At 43.7% G+C, this 16,131-nt stretch carries 15 protein-coding genes; 9 read left to right on the forward strand and 6 right to left on the reverse strand.

Annotated elements, in window-relative coordinates:
• Positions 1-8: 8 nt before the first annotated feature.
• On the forward strand, positions 9-467 hold the full coding sequence (locus GSF13_RS19455; protein ID WP_102057321.1) for a methylglyoxal synthase: 459 nt from the start codon (positions 9-11) through the stop codon (positions 465-467).
• Positions 468-522: 55 nt separating this feature from the next.
• Here GSF13_RS19455 and yegD read toward each other — a convergent pair whose 3' ends face one another.
• Entirely contained in the window at positions 523-1,881 is a 1,359-nt protein-coding gene (gene yegD, locus GSF13_RS19460) for a molecular chaperone (protein WP_211866751.1), read from the reverse strand.
• Between the two features lie 241 nt (positions 1,882-2,122).
• On the reverse strand, positions 2,123-3,064 hold the full coding sequence (locus GSF13_RS19465; protein ID WP_249122712.1) for a sensor domain-containing diguanylate cyclase: 942 nt from the start codon (positions 3,062-3,064) through the stop codon (positions 2,123-2,125).
• A gap of 286 nt (positions 3,065-3,350) precedes the next feature.
• Between GSF13_RS19465 and GSF13_RS19470 the strand changes: the two genes are divergently transcribed.
• From GSF13_RS19470 to GSF13_RS19505, 8 genes are all read left to right on the forward strand, one after another.
• The gene (locus GSF13_RS19470) at positions 3,351-4,133 is read left to right on the forward strand and encodes a sporulation protein (RefSeq protein WP_211866763.1); all 783 of its coding nucleotides are present in this window, start codon (positions 3,351-3,353) and stop codon (positions 4,131-4,133) included.
• Positions 4,134-4,422: 289 nt separating this feature from the next.
• The gene (locus GSF13_RS19475; RefSeq protein ID WP_010606168.1) at positions 4,423-5,361 is read left to right on the forward strand and encodes a hypothetical protein; all 939 of its coding nucleotides are present in this window, start codon (positions 4,423-4,425) and stop codon (positions 5,359-5,361) included.
• A gap of 23 nt (positions 5,362-5,384) precedes the next feature.
• Positions 5,385-6,284, forward strand: coding sequence for a DUF350 domain-containing protein (locus GSF13_RS19480; RefSeq protein ID WP_010606167.1), 900 nt, complete (start codon positions 5,385-5,387; stop codon positions 6,282-6,284).
• Between the two features lie 87 nt (positions 6,285-6,371).
• A complete protein-coding gene (locus GSF13_RS19485) occupies positions 6,372-8,024 on the forward strand; it encodes a polyamine aminopropyltransferase (RefSeq protein ID WP_238536732.1) in 1,653 nt (550 codons plus the stop codon).
• A gap of 81 nt (positions 8,025-8,105) precedes the next feature.
• The gene (locus tag GSF13_RS19490; protein ID WP_010606165.1) at positions 8,106-8,519 is read left to right on the forward strand and encodes a DUF2170 family protein; all 414 of its coding nucleotides are present in this window, start codon (positions 8,106-8,108) and stop codon (positions 8,517-8,519) included.
• 15 nt (positions 8,520-8,534) lie between these two features.
• Positions 8,535-9,224 (forward strand): PspA/IM30 family protein, encoded by a 690-nt coding sequence (locus GSF13_RS19495; RefSeq protein WP_211866765.1) that lies wholly within the window; start codon positions 8,535-8,537, stop codon positions 9,222-9,224.
• Between the two features lie 65 nt (positions 9,225-9,289).
• Positions 9,290-9,928, forward strand: a complete 639-nt coding sequence (locus GSF13_RS19500) for a DUF4178 domain-containing protein (protein WP_211866767.1) — start codon at positions 9,290-9,292, stop codon at positions 9,926-9,928.
• Positions 9,925-10,251, forward strand: coding sequence for a hypothetical protein (locus GSF13_RS19505; RefSeq protein WP_211866769.1), 327 nt, complete (start codon positions 9,925-9,927; stop codon positions 10,249-10,251). The genes GSF13_RS19500 and GSF13_RS19505 overlap by 4 nt, the downstream gene beginning before the upstream one ends.
• Positions 10,252-10,349: 98 nt before the next feature.
• Here the strand turns inward: GSF13_RS19505 and GSF13_RS19510 are convergent, their stop codons facing one another.
• The 4 genes from GSF13_RS19510 to GSF13_RS19525 form a co-directional block, all read right to left on the reverse strand.
• A complete protein-coding gene (locus tag GSF13_RS19510) occupies positions 10,350-10,829 on the reverse strand; it encodes an FKBP-type peptidyl-prolyl cis-trans isomerase (protein ID WP_211866771.1) in 480 nt (159 codons plus the stop codon).
• Positions 10,816-13,242: an ATP-binding protein gene (locus tag GSF13_RS19515; RefSeq protein ID WP_211866773.1), complete on the reverse strand. Its 2,427-nt coding sequence runs from the start codon at positions 13,240-13,242 to the stop codon at positions 10,816-10,818. Before GSF13_RS19515 ends, GSF13_RS19510 begins: the two co-directional genes overlap by 14 nt.
• A 71-nt stretch (positions 13,243-13,313) precedes the next feature.
• Positions 13,314-13,772: a hypothetical protein gene (locus GSF13_RS19520; protein ID WP_017216346.1), complete on the reverse strand. Its 459-nt coding sequence runs from the start codon at positions 13,770-13,772 to the stop codon at positions 13,314-13,316.
• Between the two features lie 134 nt (positions 13,773-13,906).
• Complete coding sequence (locus GSF13_RS19525) at positions 13,907-16,042, reverse strand: TonB-dependent receptor (RefSeq protein WP_029215847.1); 2,136 nt, start codon at positions 16,040-16,042, stop codon at positions 13,907-13,909.
• Positions 16,043-16,131 lie beyond the last annotated feature (89 nt).

Genomic DNA, 16,131 nt, shown 5'->3' on the forward strand with positions numbered 1-16,131 from the left:
CAGCACACATGCAAAAACGTTCACAGCCACTACCAGCAAAAAAGCATATTGCTTTAGTTGCACACGATGGCATGAAACCAGCCCTACTTGAGTGGTGTCAGACTCACTTAGATAGCCTTAAGCAGCACAAGCTTTACGCCACGGGCACAACGGGTAATCTGATAGAAAAGCATACTGGTTTAGAAGTCACCAAACTATTTAGTGGGCCAATGGGTGGCGACCAGCAAATTGGTGCCAAAATCGCGGAGCAAGATGTTCATGTCTTGATTTTCTTTTGGGATCCGCTCGCGTCACAGCCTCACGATCCGGATGTAAAAGCACTGTTGAGACTGGCTGCTGTTTGGAATATTCCCGTTGCCTGTAATGAAGCGACGGCAGATTTACTGATGGCGTGCGATAAAATGAACCAGCCAATCGCAAGGCATTTACCTGATTATGAGCAGTACCTTGCTAGTCGCTTAGATTGATAAAATAGATGAGTATGGAAGCGGTTTGTGACCGCTTCTTTGATTTTGACTTCGATTATTTAAATATTTTATCCGCCCACTTAGTCAAGCCTGCAGTAACACTACCAAAGTTATCCCCGTTCACCATTTCAATATCACCAATTTGCTGTGCAAGCGTTGCCTTGAGTAACGGTGATTGCGCGCTACCGCCAGTCAGATAAATTACATCGGGTTTTGAGCCTGCTTGATAGATAGCTTCTTTCGCAAGCGTGCCCATCTGTTCTATGTTCGACATGACCGATTCGGCAAAATCTTGCTGCGTAAATTCAGAGGTTAGCTGTGGCTCAATAAAACCAAGATCGGCATTAAATTTTGCTTGCTCAGAGAGTGCAATCTTGCCGAGTTCACCTTCACGAACCACCTGATGGGTAAGTTTGTTCTGTTGAATATGAAGTAAACGCGCCAGCTTTTGCGGCTCAGCGACATCTCGCAACATGCTTTGCAATTCTCGCGTTAATTTATCGCTGTAGAAGTCTAGTTGAGACTGAATATCATTGATTTTACATGCCTGCCAATAGAGTTGACTAGGCATCGGCAAACCTGAGCTCATGTTAGATCCAAGACCACACAACGGCATTAATTGGTGATAAGCTAGCGCAATATCTAAGTCGTTACCGCCGATACGTTTGCCTGTATGCGCTAAAAAGTCTTGCTGGCGTTGTGTGTTATTGCGATAGCTTGGCCCCATTCGGACAAACGAACAATCGCTAGTACCACCGCCGATATCAACCACCAGCACAAGTTTATCTTGCTGAAGACGGCTTTCGTACTCAATTCCCGCTGCGAGCGGTTCGAAGAGAAAATCCACTTCCTTAAACCCAGCTCTTTTTGCAGCGGTGGTAAGAATATTAACCGCTTGTTGATTGCTTTCCTCTCCACCGACGGACTGAAAATTAACAGGTCGACCAATCACAGTGTCGGTAATGGACTGTTGCAGCTGCGACTCGGCACGACGCTTAACCTCCACCATCATCGCCGCAGCAATATCTTCAAAGAAGGCGATTTGTTGAGGTTTAAGTCCAACCGCCCCAAAGAAGGACTTGGGTGATTTAACAAAAAAACCTTCTTCGGGAAATTCGATATACTCAGAAATTGCCGCTTGACCAAAAAAAACGCCCGCTTCATGTGCTTCTAAATCAAGATCGCGCTTAGCTTGCTGTGCTACCGTTAGCAGACCTTGGCGAGACTGCGTGTAGACTGGATCTGGCTCATTGAGATGACGATTAACAAATGCAGGAATTAACGCATTGTGCATCGCATACATAGTCGAAGGCAGGTAATATTTATCTTGCTCGAGACGCAGTAAGTCCACTTCACCATTTTGCATGACACCCATCGCACAATTAGAACTTCCGTAATCAAACCCGACTTTCATTCTCTACCTCAAACTGCTGAAAAGTCGCGAAGTGTATCATGGTTGTCGTTATTGTCAGATGAATTTATCTAGGTTCTCACATCTTTAATAGGCTCATCGTGGAATGATACCATTGTGCATAACACACTAGGCATAGCACAATGAGAGCTTAGTTAATCAAACCCGACTTTCATTCTCTACCTCAAACTGCTGAAAAGTCACGCCGTGTATTATGGTTGTCGTTATTGTCAGATGAATTTATCTAGGTTCCAACATCCTTAATCGGTTTGTTGTGGAAAGCATAGCGCACACTGTCAGATTGCTTGGCTTGATACATAGCGGAATCAGCCTGTTGGATCCCAGTCTCGATGTCGAGGTTATTAAACAGACTGACACCGATACTAATCCGACAACTTAGTTTATTGCCTTCAAAGAGATATGGTTTATCTACCTTGTTGATTATTTGCTGGCAGATCCCAACCACATGAGATTCGGCTTGAGGCTGTTGTGGAGATAAATGAGTAATTAAAATCACAAACTCATCACCTCCCCAACGGATCACCACATCACCCTCACGTACGCTAGCACTCAAACGCTGAGCAACCGCCTTGAGTAACTGATCCCCCACATGGTGACCATGCAAGTCATTTACTTTTTTAAAATCGTCAAGGTCCAAAAACAAGATTGCGCTGTAACTACCAAACAGCTGCCCGGCATGGAGTTGCTCCATCAACCCATGTTGGAGAACATGGCGATTCGGTAATTCGGTTAATTGATCATGATACGCCAGCTTCTCGGCTTCAAGATACTCCAACTTACGATCATTGATATCCCGAGATAACACGATAAAACGTGTTTCAGCATGATTATCGCTTGCAGTCACAATCTTACGGGCGATAGAGACTTCAAACCAACGCTCGCCAACAGGCGTAGACAAGTGAATATGGCTACCATGTGAATAGCCGTTAACTTTTGCTTCCTGTAATGCCCGCATCACTATTTTAGCGGCTTGCTCTGGCATCACTTCAGTCACCGTATGGCCAATCAATTGTTCTGCAGGCGCGACTAACAACTCAGGGCGGAGTATTCTGGCGTCCCAGTGTCGCCCCTCTTCGTCTAGTTCAAACATCAAGTCCGGCATCGCACTTAATGTCGACGCCAATTCCTCATAGCTCGGTTGCGCCAAAGCTTGAGTGCGAGCCATACGACGATCCTTGACCATGAGGCGTTGCAACATCCTGTTCCATAATTCTATAAACTTGAACTTTGCAATTTGAAACATGCCAATGAACACAGCTCATCTACGGCTATCGTTATAAAATAATATACCAATTTCACGAATAATGACTAATTACCGACTGTATCAAAGAAAATATTTTCAAGTCATTGGCTTCGAAAGAGAAAAGCAATTGACGAATAGATAATAATTCCTATAATCGACACAACAGCGCTTTCCATGATGGAAGGTCACAAGATATATAAGGATGACTATGTCTTTTTTCAAAAAAGCCCTTGGCGCAGTCGGTATCGGTGCAGCAAAAGTAGATACCATTTTAGAGACCCATCACGCCTCTCCTGGCGAAGAAATTTCTGGAACGGTTAAAATCATCGGTGGCAAAGTTGCTCAAGAGATCAACAAAATAGATCTTAACGTAATGTGTAACTACACGGTTGAAACAGAAGACAGTGAAGGTGAAACAACGACCATCACTAAAAACCACACCCTTGCTAAATTTCAAATCAACGAACGATTTACTATCGAACCCGGTGATGAAAAGCACATTCCATTTGCGCTTGACCTCGCTGAAGAAACCCCGCTTACCGTTGGACAATCCAAAACTTGGATTGCTACCAACCTTGATATTGATATGGCGCTCGACAAGTCAGATAGGGACTATTTACACATAGTACCTACCGAGCTACAACAAGCGGCTATCGATGCGATGGAAGCGCTTGGCTTTAAACTCTATGAATCAGACTGTGAAGGTATTGATGAAGTATCTTTCTCACGCCTCCCATTCGTACAAGAGCTAGAGTTTAAAACGATCACAGGTGACTTCCATGGTCGCTTTGATGAAGTGGAAGTGGTTTTCTTTAATCGCGGTGAGCAACTAGAAATTATCTTTGAGATTGACCGCAAAGCGCGAGGCTTTAAAGGCTTCTTTGCGGAGGCGCTAGACCTTGATGAATCAAAAGCCAGATTGCTGATAGATGAAACTGATTTAGAAGACCTAGAAGATGCTATTTATGACATTCTAGAGGCAAATTGCTAAGGTATATTAACCTTGTAGTATCGATAGATTTATATTGATGCTTTGGTGATCGTTGCATTCATACGAATGCAACTTCTATATGAACAAACTCTATTATTATCCCAGTTCACCTAACGCTATGGTTTATATTAATACAAATGTTAAGGTGTATAGATAATAACTCTCTAGACTGATTTATTGTTACAATTTAAGCCCATTTAACATGCCAATCACGGCACGTTTGAGTTGACTTAAGCTCAATAAAACAGCACATTTAAATGAACGGTCAAGGTAGATTAGGTGACAATGAATGTCCAACTTTAGAATTTGGAAACTGGTTAGCCTACTGTGTGTTTTGAGCCTAATGCTGGGCTGCGAATCGAAAGAAGAACGTATCCAGCAAACCATTACACATACACTTCAAGAAGCTTCAACAGCGATAAATACGCTGGGAACCGCCCTTGATAAAAAGCAGGTGAGAAATGCCAACCTTTTGACTGAGTATGGCAAAGTACTTAGTCAGCAAAAACCTCAGCTCAGTGAAATTGCGCAAATTATTGCCCAAGACGCAACAAGCAGTGGAACCTTATATCAGAGTTTATTGACTCGTTATCAGTCCCTCAAGTCCCCCGCTCCAAGTATGAACAGCGACGACATTATCAACCAAGCAGTGTTGTTAAAAGAAGCCGCTTCCATCAGTTTGTTCAATGATGCGCTGACAGATCCAATCAATGTTTTAGCTGATATGTCAGATGGCAAGCTAGCGCGAGTTGGCGCTATTAGTCAGCAGGCGGAACAAGCGGCAAACGGTCAGACCAGTGTCGGCAATCAGCTTGTTGGCAATGCCAACTATGGCGAATGGCAGACTAACTCTAACGGCACTAGCTTTTGGATGTGGTATGGCATGTATCGCATGCTTGGAGATATTGTCGGTGATGTGGAATATGGCCGCTGGAGTAAACATCGCAGATACAGTTACTACAGCGACTATGGCCGCCACAGATACACCAGTTATAAAGGCTACAAACGCCAAACTGAGCTCGCCAAACGTACTCAACAATCGTATCAACGCCAAGGCAAACAGTTTACCAGTCCCTATGCCAAGAAAAAGTCTGGCGCGTCAGGGTTAAGTCGAAGTAGTAACACCCCATCAGCAGTAACTCGAAGCAGCTATTCTCGAACATCAAGCTACGGCTCTGTTCGCAATAGCTCAAGTAGAACCTCCCGTGGCGTAAGCCGGGGCAAATAGCGCATATATAGCGGAGTTAACACATGTACCAATTTAACGGATTAACAGCTTGGACTTTTCAAGCATTGCTAATAGATATGGCGGTGATCGTCGCGTTATTTGTTAGCTTAAAATACATCAAAGGTTGGGTATCTAACCTTCATGCAAATGATGAAATCACAGAAAAAGACAACTTTGCATTTGGCCTCAGTTTTGCTGGTGGTTTAGCAGGTCTGGCCATTGTAATTTCAGGTATTTCAAGTGGTGCTTTTGCCAGTTCTTTAGCTCAAGAAGCGCTACAAATGACGGGCTATGGTATCGTTGGTATCATCCTTATCAAGCTCGGTCACTTTTTCCAAGACAAAGTCGCGCTACGCAAAGTAAACCTCCATGACGAAATCGTTAAAGGTAATGTCACCTCAGCACTGATTGACTTTGGCCATGTGGTGAGCGTTGCCATTGTGATCCGCTCAGCTCTACTTTGGGTACTCACAGAAGGCTGGTATGGCTTACCTATTGTGGTTGCAGCCTTCATTATTGGTAATATTTGTATGCTGCTTGTGAGCCAATACCGAGTACAACTATTCAAGCGCACCAACAAAAGTGGCGACTGTTTACAGCAGGCAATTAAAGACAACAATATCGCGGTTGGGATCCGCTACGCGGGCTTTTTAATCGGCTCAGCACTGGCACTGACTGCAGCGTCCGGTTTAGCGCCGTATGTAGCGGACAACATTAACTCAAGCCTACTGTACTGGAGTATTGCGGCACTGGGTAGCATTGTGCTTTTCATCGTCTTACACCTCGTCATGATAAAAATTATTCTGGCGGGTAAAGATATTTCCGATGAAGTGAACAGACAAAAGAATATTGGTGTTGCTGCTATCTCAGCCGCGCTTTCTTTTGCGATTGGTACGACTATGGCAAGTTTGTTAGGTGCATAACCCTTGAGCGCATCTGCACCACAAACTTCAGCAAGAGTGACCGGCAACTGGTCGTTGTTTGGTCACGACACCCTACTTATTGGCGTCATGGCCATTTTGGCCGGTTGCGGCCTAATCTACGAATATTTGCTCTCCCATTATGCTGGCCGCGTTTTAGGCTCTGTAGAAAGCGCGATTTATGCCATGATAGGCACTATGATCGTGGCCATGGGCATTGGCGCATTTTTAGCGCGCTGGTTTAAAGATCCCTTTACCGCTTTTGCATGGCTTGAAAGCCTAATCGCACTACTCGGCATGAGCAGTATTTTGGTGATCGCCAGTGTTATTGCACTTACCTATACCCTGCCCCATACGCTTTCTAGCCTTTACAGTCTGCCTCCCGATAGTGTCTTAGATGGCATGCCATTTGCGCAATTACAAGCATTTGCCCGATTTTTACCTTATGTTTTCGGCCTCATCCTAGGCATTTTAATTGGCATGGAAATTCCGCTGATTGCTAGGATCCGTCAACAAGTGTATGGCCGCTTCCTTGAAAATAACGCAGGTACCATTTACGGTGCAGATTATATCGGTGCAGGTGTTGGTGCTGCCATTTGGGTCACGATTATGCTTGCGCTGCCAATAATGCAAGCAGCAGCGTGGACTGCGCTATTTAATATCATTGCAGGACTTATCTTCCTATGGCGTTACCATGCTCATGTCCGCTTCGCTAAGCTGCTGTTTGCTTGCCACTTTGTTCTACTTGGTATCTTTTTTGTCATCTTGAGCCATGGCTCTCTTTGGATGAAAGACCTCAGCAATGTGCTATACAAAGACAAGGTGATCTATTCAGAGTCAACGAAGTATCAACATGTTGTCATCACTGAGCGATTGAGCCGCGCACAACCGATGCCAATTAACGATTTATTCTTAAATGGTCGATTACAGTTTTCATCTGTAGATGAACAGATCTATCACACTATGCTCGTTTATCCTGCAATGCTGGCTTCTAACCGGCGCGAAAAGGTATTAATCATTGGCGGCGGAGATGGTCTGGCACTTCGAGATGTACTGGAATGGCCTGTTGAAAATGCAACCTTAATCGATTTGGATGGACAACTACTTTCGTTATTTGGATTACAAGGGCAGCCCTACCCAGCTAGACCACATATCACCAGTCAATTAACCCGCTTGAATGGCAACGCCTTAAACGATCCAAGAGCAACGGTTATCGTTGCAGATGCATTTTTAGAAGTAGAAAAAATGCTCGACCAAGGTAGACAGTTTGACACTATTATTATCGACTTACCTGACCCTAATCACCCTGATTTGAATAAGCTATATAGCGATTACTTTTATAATCATGTGCGTCAATTACTGGCACCTGATGGTGCACTCGCTATTCAGTCAACGTCTCCCTATCACGCCAAAAAAGCGTTTATTAGCATAGCTAAAACGGTAAAACATGCCGGGTTTACGCATGTTGAGCAATACCAACAGAATATTCCCTCATTTGGCCAGTGGGGATGGACAATCGCAACGAGAGCAGGACAATCGGCAAGTGCTAGGATCCGGTCGGTCGAGTCTTTACCAGTCCCAAGTAACTGGATAAATAAAGAGTATTTACTTGCTACTTTCGCTTTCCCAAATCGCTTTTTTGACGGAGCAAAAGATATTGAAGTCAACCAGTTAGGAACGGGCAGACTATACGATTATTATCGTCAAGCATGGCAAACAGAAGATGAGTTGTATAAAAATTAGCGCACGGCCATTGACATATTATGTCTTACGTGCAACTCTTAACTCAGACATAATATGTCAAAATAAAAAAGGTAAATGAAGATGGAATTAAATGAACTATCAATCAAATTAGCATCATTTGAAACAGAAGGTGCTAACTTCGAATCTTTCTTAATCGCCAATGAAGGCGAGCAAGATGTATTGCAAGTGATTGTTGACGGAAATGACGAATTACCAATTTTTGTGACTCAGACTGAAGAACAACTTGTATGCATTAGTTACCTATTTAAAGAGAATGAGGTAAAGCCTGAGTTGCTAAACGAGTTAAATGAAGCACTATTAAAACTGAATGTGCCGATCCCGCTGAGTGCGTTTGCTAAAATTGATGAGCAGTATGCGATATTTGGTGCTCTAGCCGTTTCCTCCTCAATTGATGAGATCACGCACGAACTGGTCACCCTCGCGGACAATGCAATCGAAGCATTGGAAGCCGTGACTGTGTATTTGAATGAATAATATTGGAGTTGTGAAATGAGTATTTTAAAGAAATTATTTACTGCTGTTCGTGGTGGCGCTAGAGAAGTTGGTGAGTCAATTGTTGACGCAAATGGCATTCGTATTTTTGAGCAAGAAATTACTGACGCACAAAACGCATTAGCTAAAGCCAAAAAGAACTTAACAGAAGTAATGGCGAAAGAGATGCAGACAAAACGCAAATTAGCTGCACTTGACGAAAGCATTATCGAGCATGAAAACTATGCTGGACAAGCGCTGGAAAAAGGTAACGAAGCTTTAGCGGTAGAAATTGCAGAGAAAATCGGTGAATTTGAAGTTGAGCGCGCAGAGCACCAGCAAGTGCTAGACGGTTTTAGTAAACATGTGATCCTGTTAAAACAGCAAATTAAAGAAGCTGAAAAAACGATTAAAGAAAACCAGCGCCAACTAACAATGGTAAAAACCACAGACAGCGTTCAAAAAGCAACCATGGCAGTAAACAGTACGCTAAATACCAATACGTCATCTATGGTAAATGCACGTCAGTCGCTTGAGCGTATCAAGCAACGCCAGCAAGATAGGCAAGATCAACTGGCTGCAGCAAAAGAGCTTGAAGCCGCTGCAACGGGTGCAGATCTAAAAGCCAAAATGGCAGAAGCTGGAATTGGCTCTACGCAAAAGAGTAATGATATTCTTGAACGTATTAGAGCGAAACAAAGCAACTAATATTTGCCGAATAGAAAAAGGAGGCCTCGCCTCCTTTTTACCCTTTTTGATTATGTAGGTGCATTATGTTTGGCTTTTTTAAATCAAAAAAAACTCCTGAGCGACAACTTACTCATGCAAAAGATCTGAAAGTTGGGGATATGCTCACCATCATTGATTCATTTGCTTACCCTAGCTGGCTCAAGGGGCAAACCCTAAAAGTTGTTGGCGTACAAACTTACCAATTTGAGCGCAGCGCTGCATATGAATTTGTTCTCGAAAGTGATTCAGGTAACATTACTTTTTTGCAAATTGAACAAAGTGACGGTGAGGAATATGCGAATTTTTCTATCAAAATCCAAAGAGAAGACGTCGACGCTATTTTTACGCTTGATGAATTTGCGCGTATTTTCGATGAAGAAGCACTGACCCACATCGACACCCACGCTACTCCAGAGATTTTCGAGCGATTTTTAGGTAAAAGCTATCAACAAAATGAAGCGCCCTACGTTTGCTATTTTTACGATAGCGATTATCGCGGTCGCGCCTTGCCACGCTATCAAGATGAAAGTGGCGAAGTATGTGAAGTTATCGAGTTACTTAGTCCTGACGAAAAGTTCGCTATCAATATCGAGATCTGGGATGGGGGGGAAACTGACGTGTCACTAACCATGTGTCGCCCACTGAGCGATATTGTTGACCTATTTCCTGGAGCTAACTCGTGACCACAAGAGAAGACAAGTGGAAACGTCAAGAAGTGGCTTTGAGGGCCACACAAATGGCCTTCGACTTAACCACGGAAGTACAAAAAAACATTAAAAAACAGGCGATAGACGAAGAGCTAACGCCATCCGATATGATAAGAAAGATCCTTGATTTAGAAGTTAAATCGAAGAAAACTCGGCAACGCTTATCCTTCAATCTAACCGATGAAGAAATCGCGCTACTGGCGGAACGTTTTGGCGTTGACCCTAATGACAAACGGGCTGTAAAGCAACAAGTCGCCAATATGCTACTTAGTCGCTATACAGAAAATAAAGGAAAATAATTGGCTGTATTTATGTAGGTTGTTACTCCATTAACTGCGTATGGCGCTACGTTTATTCAAGCTATATGCCGTAGCGCCCTACACAACAATAACACCGATCACTCTACCGCGAGCAGCTCAACTTCAAACACTAATAACGAACCCGGTTCGATTTTACCTGCAGCACGGTCACCATAGCCTAAGTCTGGACCAATCCAAAAGCGGTATTTATCCCCTTCGCTCATCAACTGCACACCTTCGGTCCAACCAGGGATCACTTGATTAAGTCCAAAGCTGATAGGTTGGTCACGCAGTACCGAGCTGTCGAATATGGAGCCATCAAGTAAAGTGCCATGATAATGCACTTTAACTTTGCTCGTTGCATTTGGCTGTTTGCCACCGTCAGTTTGAGTAATTATTTCGTACTGAAGACCTGAGTCAGTTTTATGTACCTCTGCGCGCTTTTCGTTTTCTTTCAAAAAGTCTGCCGCTTGAATTCGATTAAACTGCGCAAGCTGCTTTTGTTTCTGACCACCTCGAAAAAACACCACCGCAATCACCAGTGCAACAATAACGAGGATAATATTAGTGGTCGTCATGGCTTTCTTCTCCTTTGTCGTCATCGCCGTTTACTACTTTTGCAATACGCTCAAGTTTCGCCATTGCAACTGCATTGATACTGTTTTCGGGATAGCCTTCATCACTTAGATCTCCTGCTGGTCTATCCATTAACAAGCTAAGCGCTTCATCTACTGTGGCAACGGCATAGACATGGAATAAGCCTTTTTCAACAGCTGCAATCACTTCATCATCTAACACTAAGTTGACCTTGTTAGATTCAGGGACGATCACCCCTTGCTTACCTGTGAGGCCTCGCATTTTGCAGAGTTTAAAGAAGCCTTCGATTTTTTCGTTTACACCACCAATAGCTTGTACTTCACCGTGTTGGTTTATTGAGCCGGTGAGCGCTAAAGATTGATCCACAGGGAGTTGCGTCACCGCCGATAGCAGCGCACAAAGCTCTGCAAGTGATGCGCTATCACCGTCAATAAAACCATAATTTTGTTCAATGGCGATATTTGCACTGAGTGTCAGGCTAAAGTCTTGCGCATACTTGTTACCTAGGTAACCGGTAAGCAGCATCACACCTTTTGAGTGAATTGACTTACCTAAGTCTACCTCACGTTCAACGTCAATCACCCCGTCAGCACCTGCGTATACCGTAGAGGTAATACGCGCAGGCGTACCAAATGCGGTGTCACCAATATGCAGTACCGTCAGGCCATTTACCTTACCAATTGCGGTGCCTTCAGTTGCAATCAAGGTATGCCCTTCTTGAATATCGCTGAGCATGTTTTCACTTAACTGCCCTGTCCGGTATTCTTTTCCAGCTATCGCTTCATCGATGTGATTAGCGGCAATTTGGTTTACGCCATCTTGCTTGGCATAAAAACTGGCTTCTGCTACCAGCTCCAAAACATCAGCAAAGCGCGCTGAAAGCTTACTGTGATGCTCCGCTTGGCGGTAGCTAAATTTAAGCATACGCGCCAGCGCAGCTGAGCTAAGCTCAATCTTCAAAGTATCATTACAGTATTCCATCACCTTAGTGATAAATTGGTACTGCATTTTGTCCGAGCTTGGTAAATAGTAATCAAAATCGGCCAGCACTCTAAATAGTTCTGCAAACTCTTCATCGTATTCACCAATGGTGTAATACAGGTCTCGCGAACCCAAAAGAATAATTTTGACATCCAACGGAATTAGCTGCGGCTTTAAGGTAAAGCTGCTGCCCACCGAATTATCTTGGTACGGTAGGTCATTTTTAATTTGGTGGGTTTTTAACGACAGTTTAAGGCCATCCCACACCTGGGCGTTAGCCATGACCTTTTCCGCATCCATGATCAAATAGCCGCCATTGGCGCGGTGCAATGCACCGGCTTGAATAGAGCGATAGCTAGTGATCAAATTACCTTGAGAGGTTGCATATTCCACCTTACCAAAGATATTACCAAAGGTCGGATTTGGCTCATACACCACAGGCGCAGGGTCGTCCTCTTTAAACTCAACCAGAATATTGGGCGCAAAAAAGTCCGTGAGCATTCCCTTTGAGTCAAAGTCATCTTTGTTCTCTTCGTTGCTACTATCGTCGTCTAGCCAATCTAATACCGCATCGACAATTTCAACCTTAAGATCTTTAAGATAACGCAGCACGCCAATGTGTGCAGCATACTTATGCTCAAGTGCTTTTAATAGCGGTTTGGTCGCCACTTCGATGGTGGTTTTTTTAAGATTACGCAAGCGCTCAGAAGATTCACGCTTCCACCTTGGCAGTTCAATAAGCGACTCAATGAGAGTATCTTCTAATGTTTCAATTGCCGTTAAGAAGTGTGCCTGAACATGCTCGTCTAGTGCCGAAAACTCCGTATCGCTGAGCTGTTTACCATCGACCACAGGAGCAAAGCCAACTGTCCCCGTATCTTCTATCAGTGCAACGCTCATATTCATAGCTTGTTGCTCAACAGCGGTGATCGCAGCATCGTATTTTTGTTCGAACTCTTTATCTAGCGACTTTTTCTTGCGTTGATAACCCGGGTTGTCAAAAGCTGCAGGAAAAGTATCTAAGATCTCATCAATAAAGGCGTCAATATCGGCCTCAAGCTGCTTACTTTCGCCCGCCTGCATAAATAGCGCGATAGGCTCACGATGGTCGTCATAGTTATTAACGTACAACCATTCTTTGGGCGTTGGCTTAGTTTTACTGTGCGCCTCGAGCTTGTCTTTCACCATGGTAAAACGACCCAGCGCCGCTTCTCCCATGACATACACATTATAACCGGGAAGCTCCATTCCCAAGGCAAAGTCTAGGGCGGTTTGAGCGCGCTGCTGGCCAATAAATGGCAGCGCTTCTGGGTAAGGGTTTTGGATACAATTTTCTATGTGAGTCAACGAAACTGATGGCGCGAGCTGGCTCGCAGGCAGTGCTTTTTCAGACGACAATTTAGATTTGGTCATTCTAACTTCTTTGTATTATTCGCATACGTTAGTCTACTCAGCTTGGTGCTTCCAAGCTGAGCGCCCACACTTTAGGGCGCTAATGCTTTTCTAGTATATTCCCCATGCCCGCACTCGCTGCAAGCTGGGATCTTGATGGCATAATAAACATCTAATTTATAGCCACAATTCTTACACACTAATTGTCCCAAAGCTATCCATTCACCTTCTTTATAAATGCCTTGGTGTTCAAAATCTTTTAAAAGTGCGGACCACTCAAGTTGAGTTCTATCTTCTAATTGGGATATTTCAAATAAGATGTTGGCTTTGAGCTCACTCCAAGCCGCTTCATCATAGAAGGATTTGTTTTCGAGAAGATGTTCCAAGTCACGTTTTAAATAGTAACTATAATCATCATAGGTTTGTTTGGTGTAGTCTTTCAGTGCGCTCTGCGCTTCCCAGAATCGTTTAGATAAATCGTCAATTTCATGTTCTTTGACGTCTTTGAGCCAATCGGAAAATTGATCCAGCCATTTTTGATAATCCGCCATTGCTACACTCCTGTTTCGCCAATAGATTAAGTGTAGACCAGATATACCATTCATTGTATTAGGGTTTGCTGAACTTGGTGCTCAGCAAACCCATTTGGCTTCAGATTATGAAGCCAAAAGTCATTGCTATTAGCTTAAAAACGATACTTCACGCCAACGGTTGCCGTCGTGCCAAGGCCTTTAATATTGTAGCCACCGTACGTATAGGCTTGTGCGCGAGCTGGGAAGTAGTCTGAATTAAATAAGTTCTCAATACCAACAAACGCTTGCCAGCTTTGGCCGAATTGATATTGACCACTAAAGTTAACCACGTTATAGCTGTCAATTGGACCTTGATCTCCAACATAGTTGCCTTTATCGTCTCGCTCGAAACGTTTACGGTCGCCGACATGTAACCAGCTTAATGTCATCGATAACGCATCAACTGGCTGCCAATTTAGGTTTGCCGTAAGCTTTGGTGGGCTAATTTGTCTAGAGCCAAGATAAGTATCGGCTTCGGTATCTTTACCCTCTACATAGCTATATGTCGCAATAAGTTTTAGCGTGTCGTTGATCTTGTAATCGACAAGTGCCTCATAACCCCAAATTTTTTGTGGTGCTCGAACAGGCTCATAAACTCCGGTTACTTCATTGAATTTATTCGTTGTGCCAAACTCAGATGTACTTCTATATGCCGCAAATTCAAATCGTAGCGTCTCAAATTGAGAATTAAAGCCGATTTCGTAGTTATCAACAATTGATGCTTCTGTTTGAATTTGACCAATGTCTTCTACCGTTGCACTGCGCAGCAGACGGCCAATATCAGAGATATCAGAGCCTTGCGAGTAACTGGCGAATGGGCTGAACTTTTCATTTGCGTTATATTTAATACCCACGTTGTAAGTTGTGGCGTCATAGTCAATGGTGTCACCTTTCACGTTAAGTGGCACAGAGCACTGATCCGCTGAGCGGCAAAGTTTTAGTGTTTGGTAATCAGCTACCGCAAGATCAATACTTTCTTGTCTCACTCCCGCTTTTAACACTAGGTCATCGGCAACAATCCACTTGGTCTGTAGGTAACCTGCGATGCTTTCCATGTCCATTTCCGGCACCCAAATACGACCATCAACAAGTGGCTGTGAGGTCACATCATTCAACGCATCAATACCATAAATGAAGGTAGCTTGGACATTGTCAAAATCAACCAAGGTATTAAATGTCGCACGCGCGCCCTTTTTTTCAGAGCGGATGATAGATTGACCGCCAGTGTATCCTTCATCAGGGTTTGCTAAGCTTGGAGAGAAGAAGAACACGTTCTCAATGTCTTGCATATACGCATCAAGCGTCATTTGTGTATTAGCAAAAACTTCTATATCGGTGTATTTCAAAGTAATGTTTTCATTACCTTCAGGACCTTGTGGCTTACCTTGTTTTTGCTGAGCTGGTGGCACGTGAATAGCGTAAGATTTTTCACCTAAATTGATGTTACCAAATACATCACCTAGGTCCGTTTTTTGCTGTGAACTGTAGAAGTTATAGCTAAATTGCAGTTGCTTGTCTTCGTCAAAGTCATAGCCCAGCTTAGTGAAGTAGTTTTCTGTCACGGTATCCGACAGACCATACTGTAAACCCAGAATATCACCTTCTGCATCACGCTGAACACCATTTTCTTCATAGCTTGCCGTGACTAAATAACTAAATTGGTCAACGCGACCATTAATCGCGCCCGCAATTCGAGCACCCGCACTCTCTGCAAGTTTTACTGCGCTAAAGCGGCTAGATAGGCTAATTTCACCTTCTGGTTTGCCATCGCTTTTAGCCTGCTTGGTGATGTAGTTAATGATCCCGCCTGAAGCACCATTACCATAAATTGAGGTTGCCCCTTTGATAACTTCTATACGAGCGATGGCACTTGGATCGAGTGTTTTTACACCCAAAGAACCATTTCGCAGTGGTGTAGACTGAGGTACACCGTCAATCATCACCAGAGGCGCACGTCCACGCAACGATTGCCCAGTATTACTTGAACTACCCGTATCCGGAGCAAGACCAGGAACAATTTGAGATAACAAACTTTGTAGTTCTGGATTTACTTTTAAATGATCTTCGATTTGCTTTTGATTAATAATCGTAATGGAGGCAGGCACTTCATCGATGCTTTCAAACACACGACTGCCCGAGACCACGATATGCTCCATATCTGCAGCTTGAAGATCTTTAACATTGGTATCGTCTGCAATGGCTGCTGCGCTAACAGCCAACGCTACCATACTGAGAGTAGTTTTTAACATGGTTATCCTTGCTGGATTTAGAATAATAATGATGTAAAAAGCGGCAATATAATATTGCCAAACCTCAGTAAAAACAAGATGAATGTGAA

It is taken from the genome of Pseudoalteromonas sp. M8, from assembly GCF_018141365.1.
In the GTDB taxonomy this organism is placed as follows: Bacteria; Pseudomonadota; Gammaproteobacteria; order Enterobacterales; family Alteromonadaceae; genus Pseudoalteromonas.

Coding starts and splice junctions, on each gene's coding strand:
- GSF13_RS19455 (WP_102057321.1), top strand. CDS start 9: ATGCAAAAACGTTCACAGCCACTACCAGCAAAAAAGCATATTGCTTTA.
- yegD (WP_211866751.1), bottom strand. CDS start 1,881: ATGAAAGTCGGGTTTGATTACGGAAGTTCTAATTGTGCGATGGGTGTC.
- GSF13_RS19465 (WP_249122712.1), bottom strand. CDS start 3,064: ATGGCTCGCACTCAAGCTTTGGCGCAACCGAGCTATGAGGAATTGGCG.
- GSF13_RS19470 (WP_211866763.1), top strand. CDS start 3,351: ATGTCTTTTTTCAAAAAAGCCCTTGGCGCAGTCGGTATCGGTGCAGCA.
- GSF13_RS19475 (WP_010606168.1), top strand. CDS start 4,423: ATGTCCAACTTTAGAATTTGGAAACTGGTTAGCCTACTGTGTGTTTTG.
- GSF13_RS19480 (WP_010606167.1), top strand. CDS start 5,385: ATGTACCAATTTAACGGATTAACAGCTTGGACTTTTCAAGCATTGCTA.
- GSF13_RS19485 (WP_238536732.1), top strand. CDS start 6,372: ATGGCCATTTTGGCCGGTTGCGGCCTAATCTACGAATATTTGCTCTCC.
- GSF13_RS19490 (WP_010606165.1), top strand. CDS start 8,106: ATGGAATTAAATGAACTATCAATCAAATTAGCATCATTTGAAACAGAA.
- GSF13_RS19495 (WP_211866765.1), top strand. CDS start 8,535: ATGAGTATTTTAAAGAAATTATTTACTGCTGTTCGTGGTGGCGCTAGA.
- GSF13_RS19500 (WP_211866767.1), top strand. CDS start 9,290: ATGTTTGGCTTTTTTAAATCAAAAAAAACTCCTGAGCGACAACTTACT.
- GSF13_RS19510 (WP_211866771.1), bottom strand. CDS start 10,829: ATGACGACCACTAATATTATCCTCGTTATTGTTGCACTGGTGATTGCG.
- GSF13_RS19515 (WP_211866773.1), bottom strand. CDS start 13,242: ATGACCAAATCTAAATTGTCGTCTGAAAAAGCACTGCCTGCGAGCCAG.
- GSF13_RS19520 (WP_017216346.1), bottom strand. CDS start 13,772: ATGGCGGATTATCAAAAATGGCTGGATCAATTTTCCGATTGGCTCAAA.
- GSF13_RS19525 (WP_029215847.1), bottom strand. CDS start 16,042: ATGTTAAAAACTACTCTCAGTATGGTAGCGTTGGCTGTTAGCGCAGCA.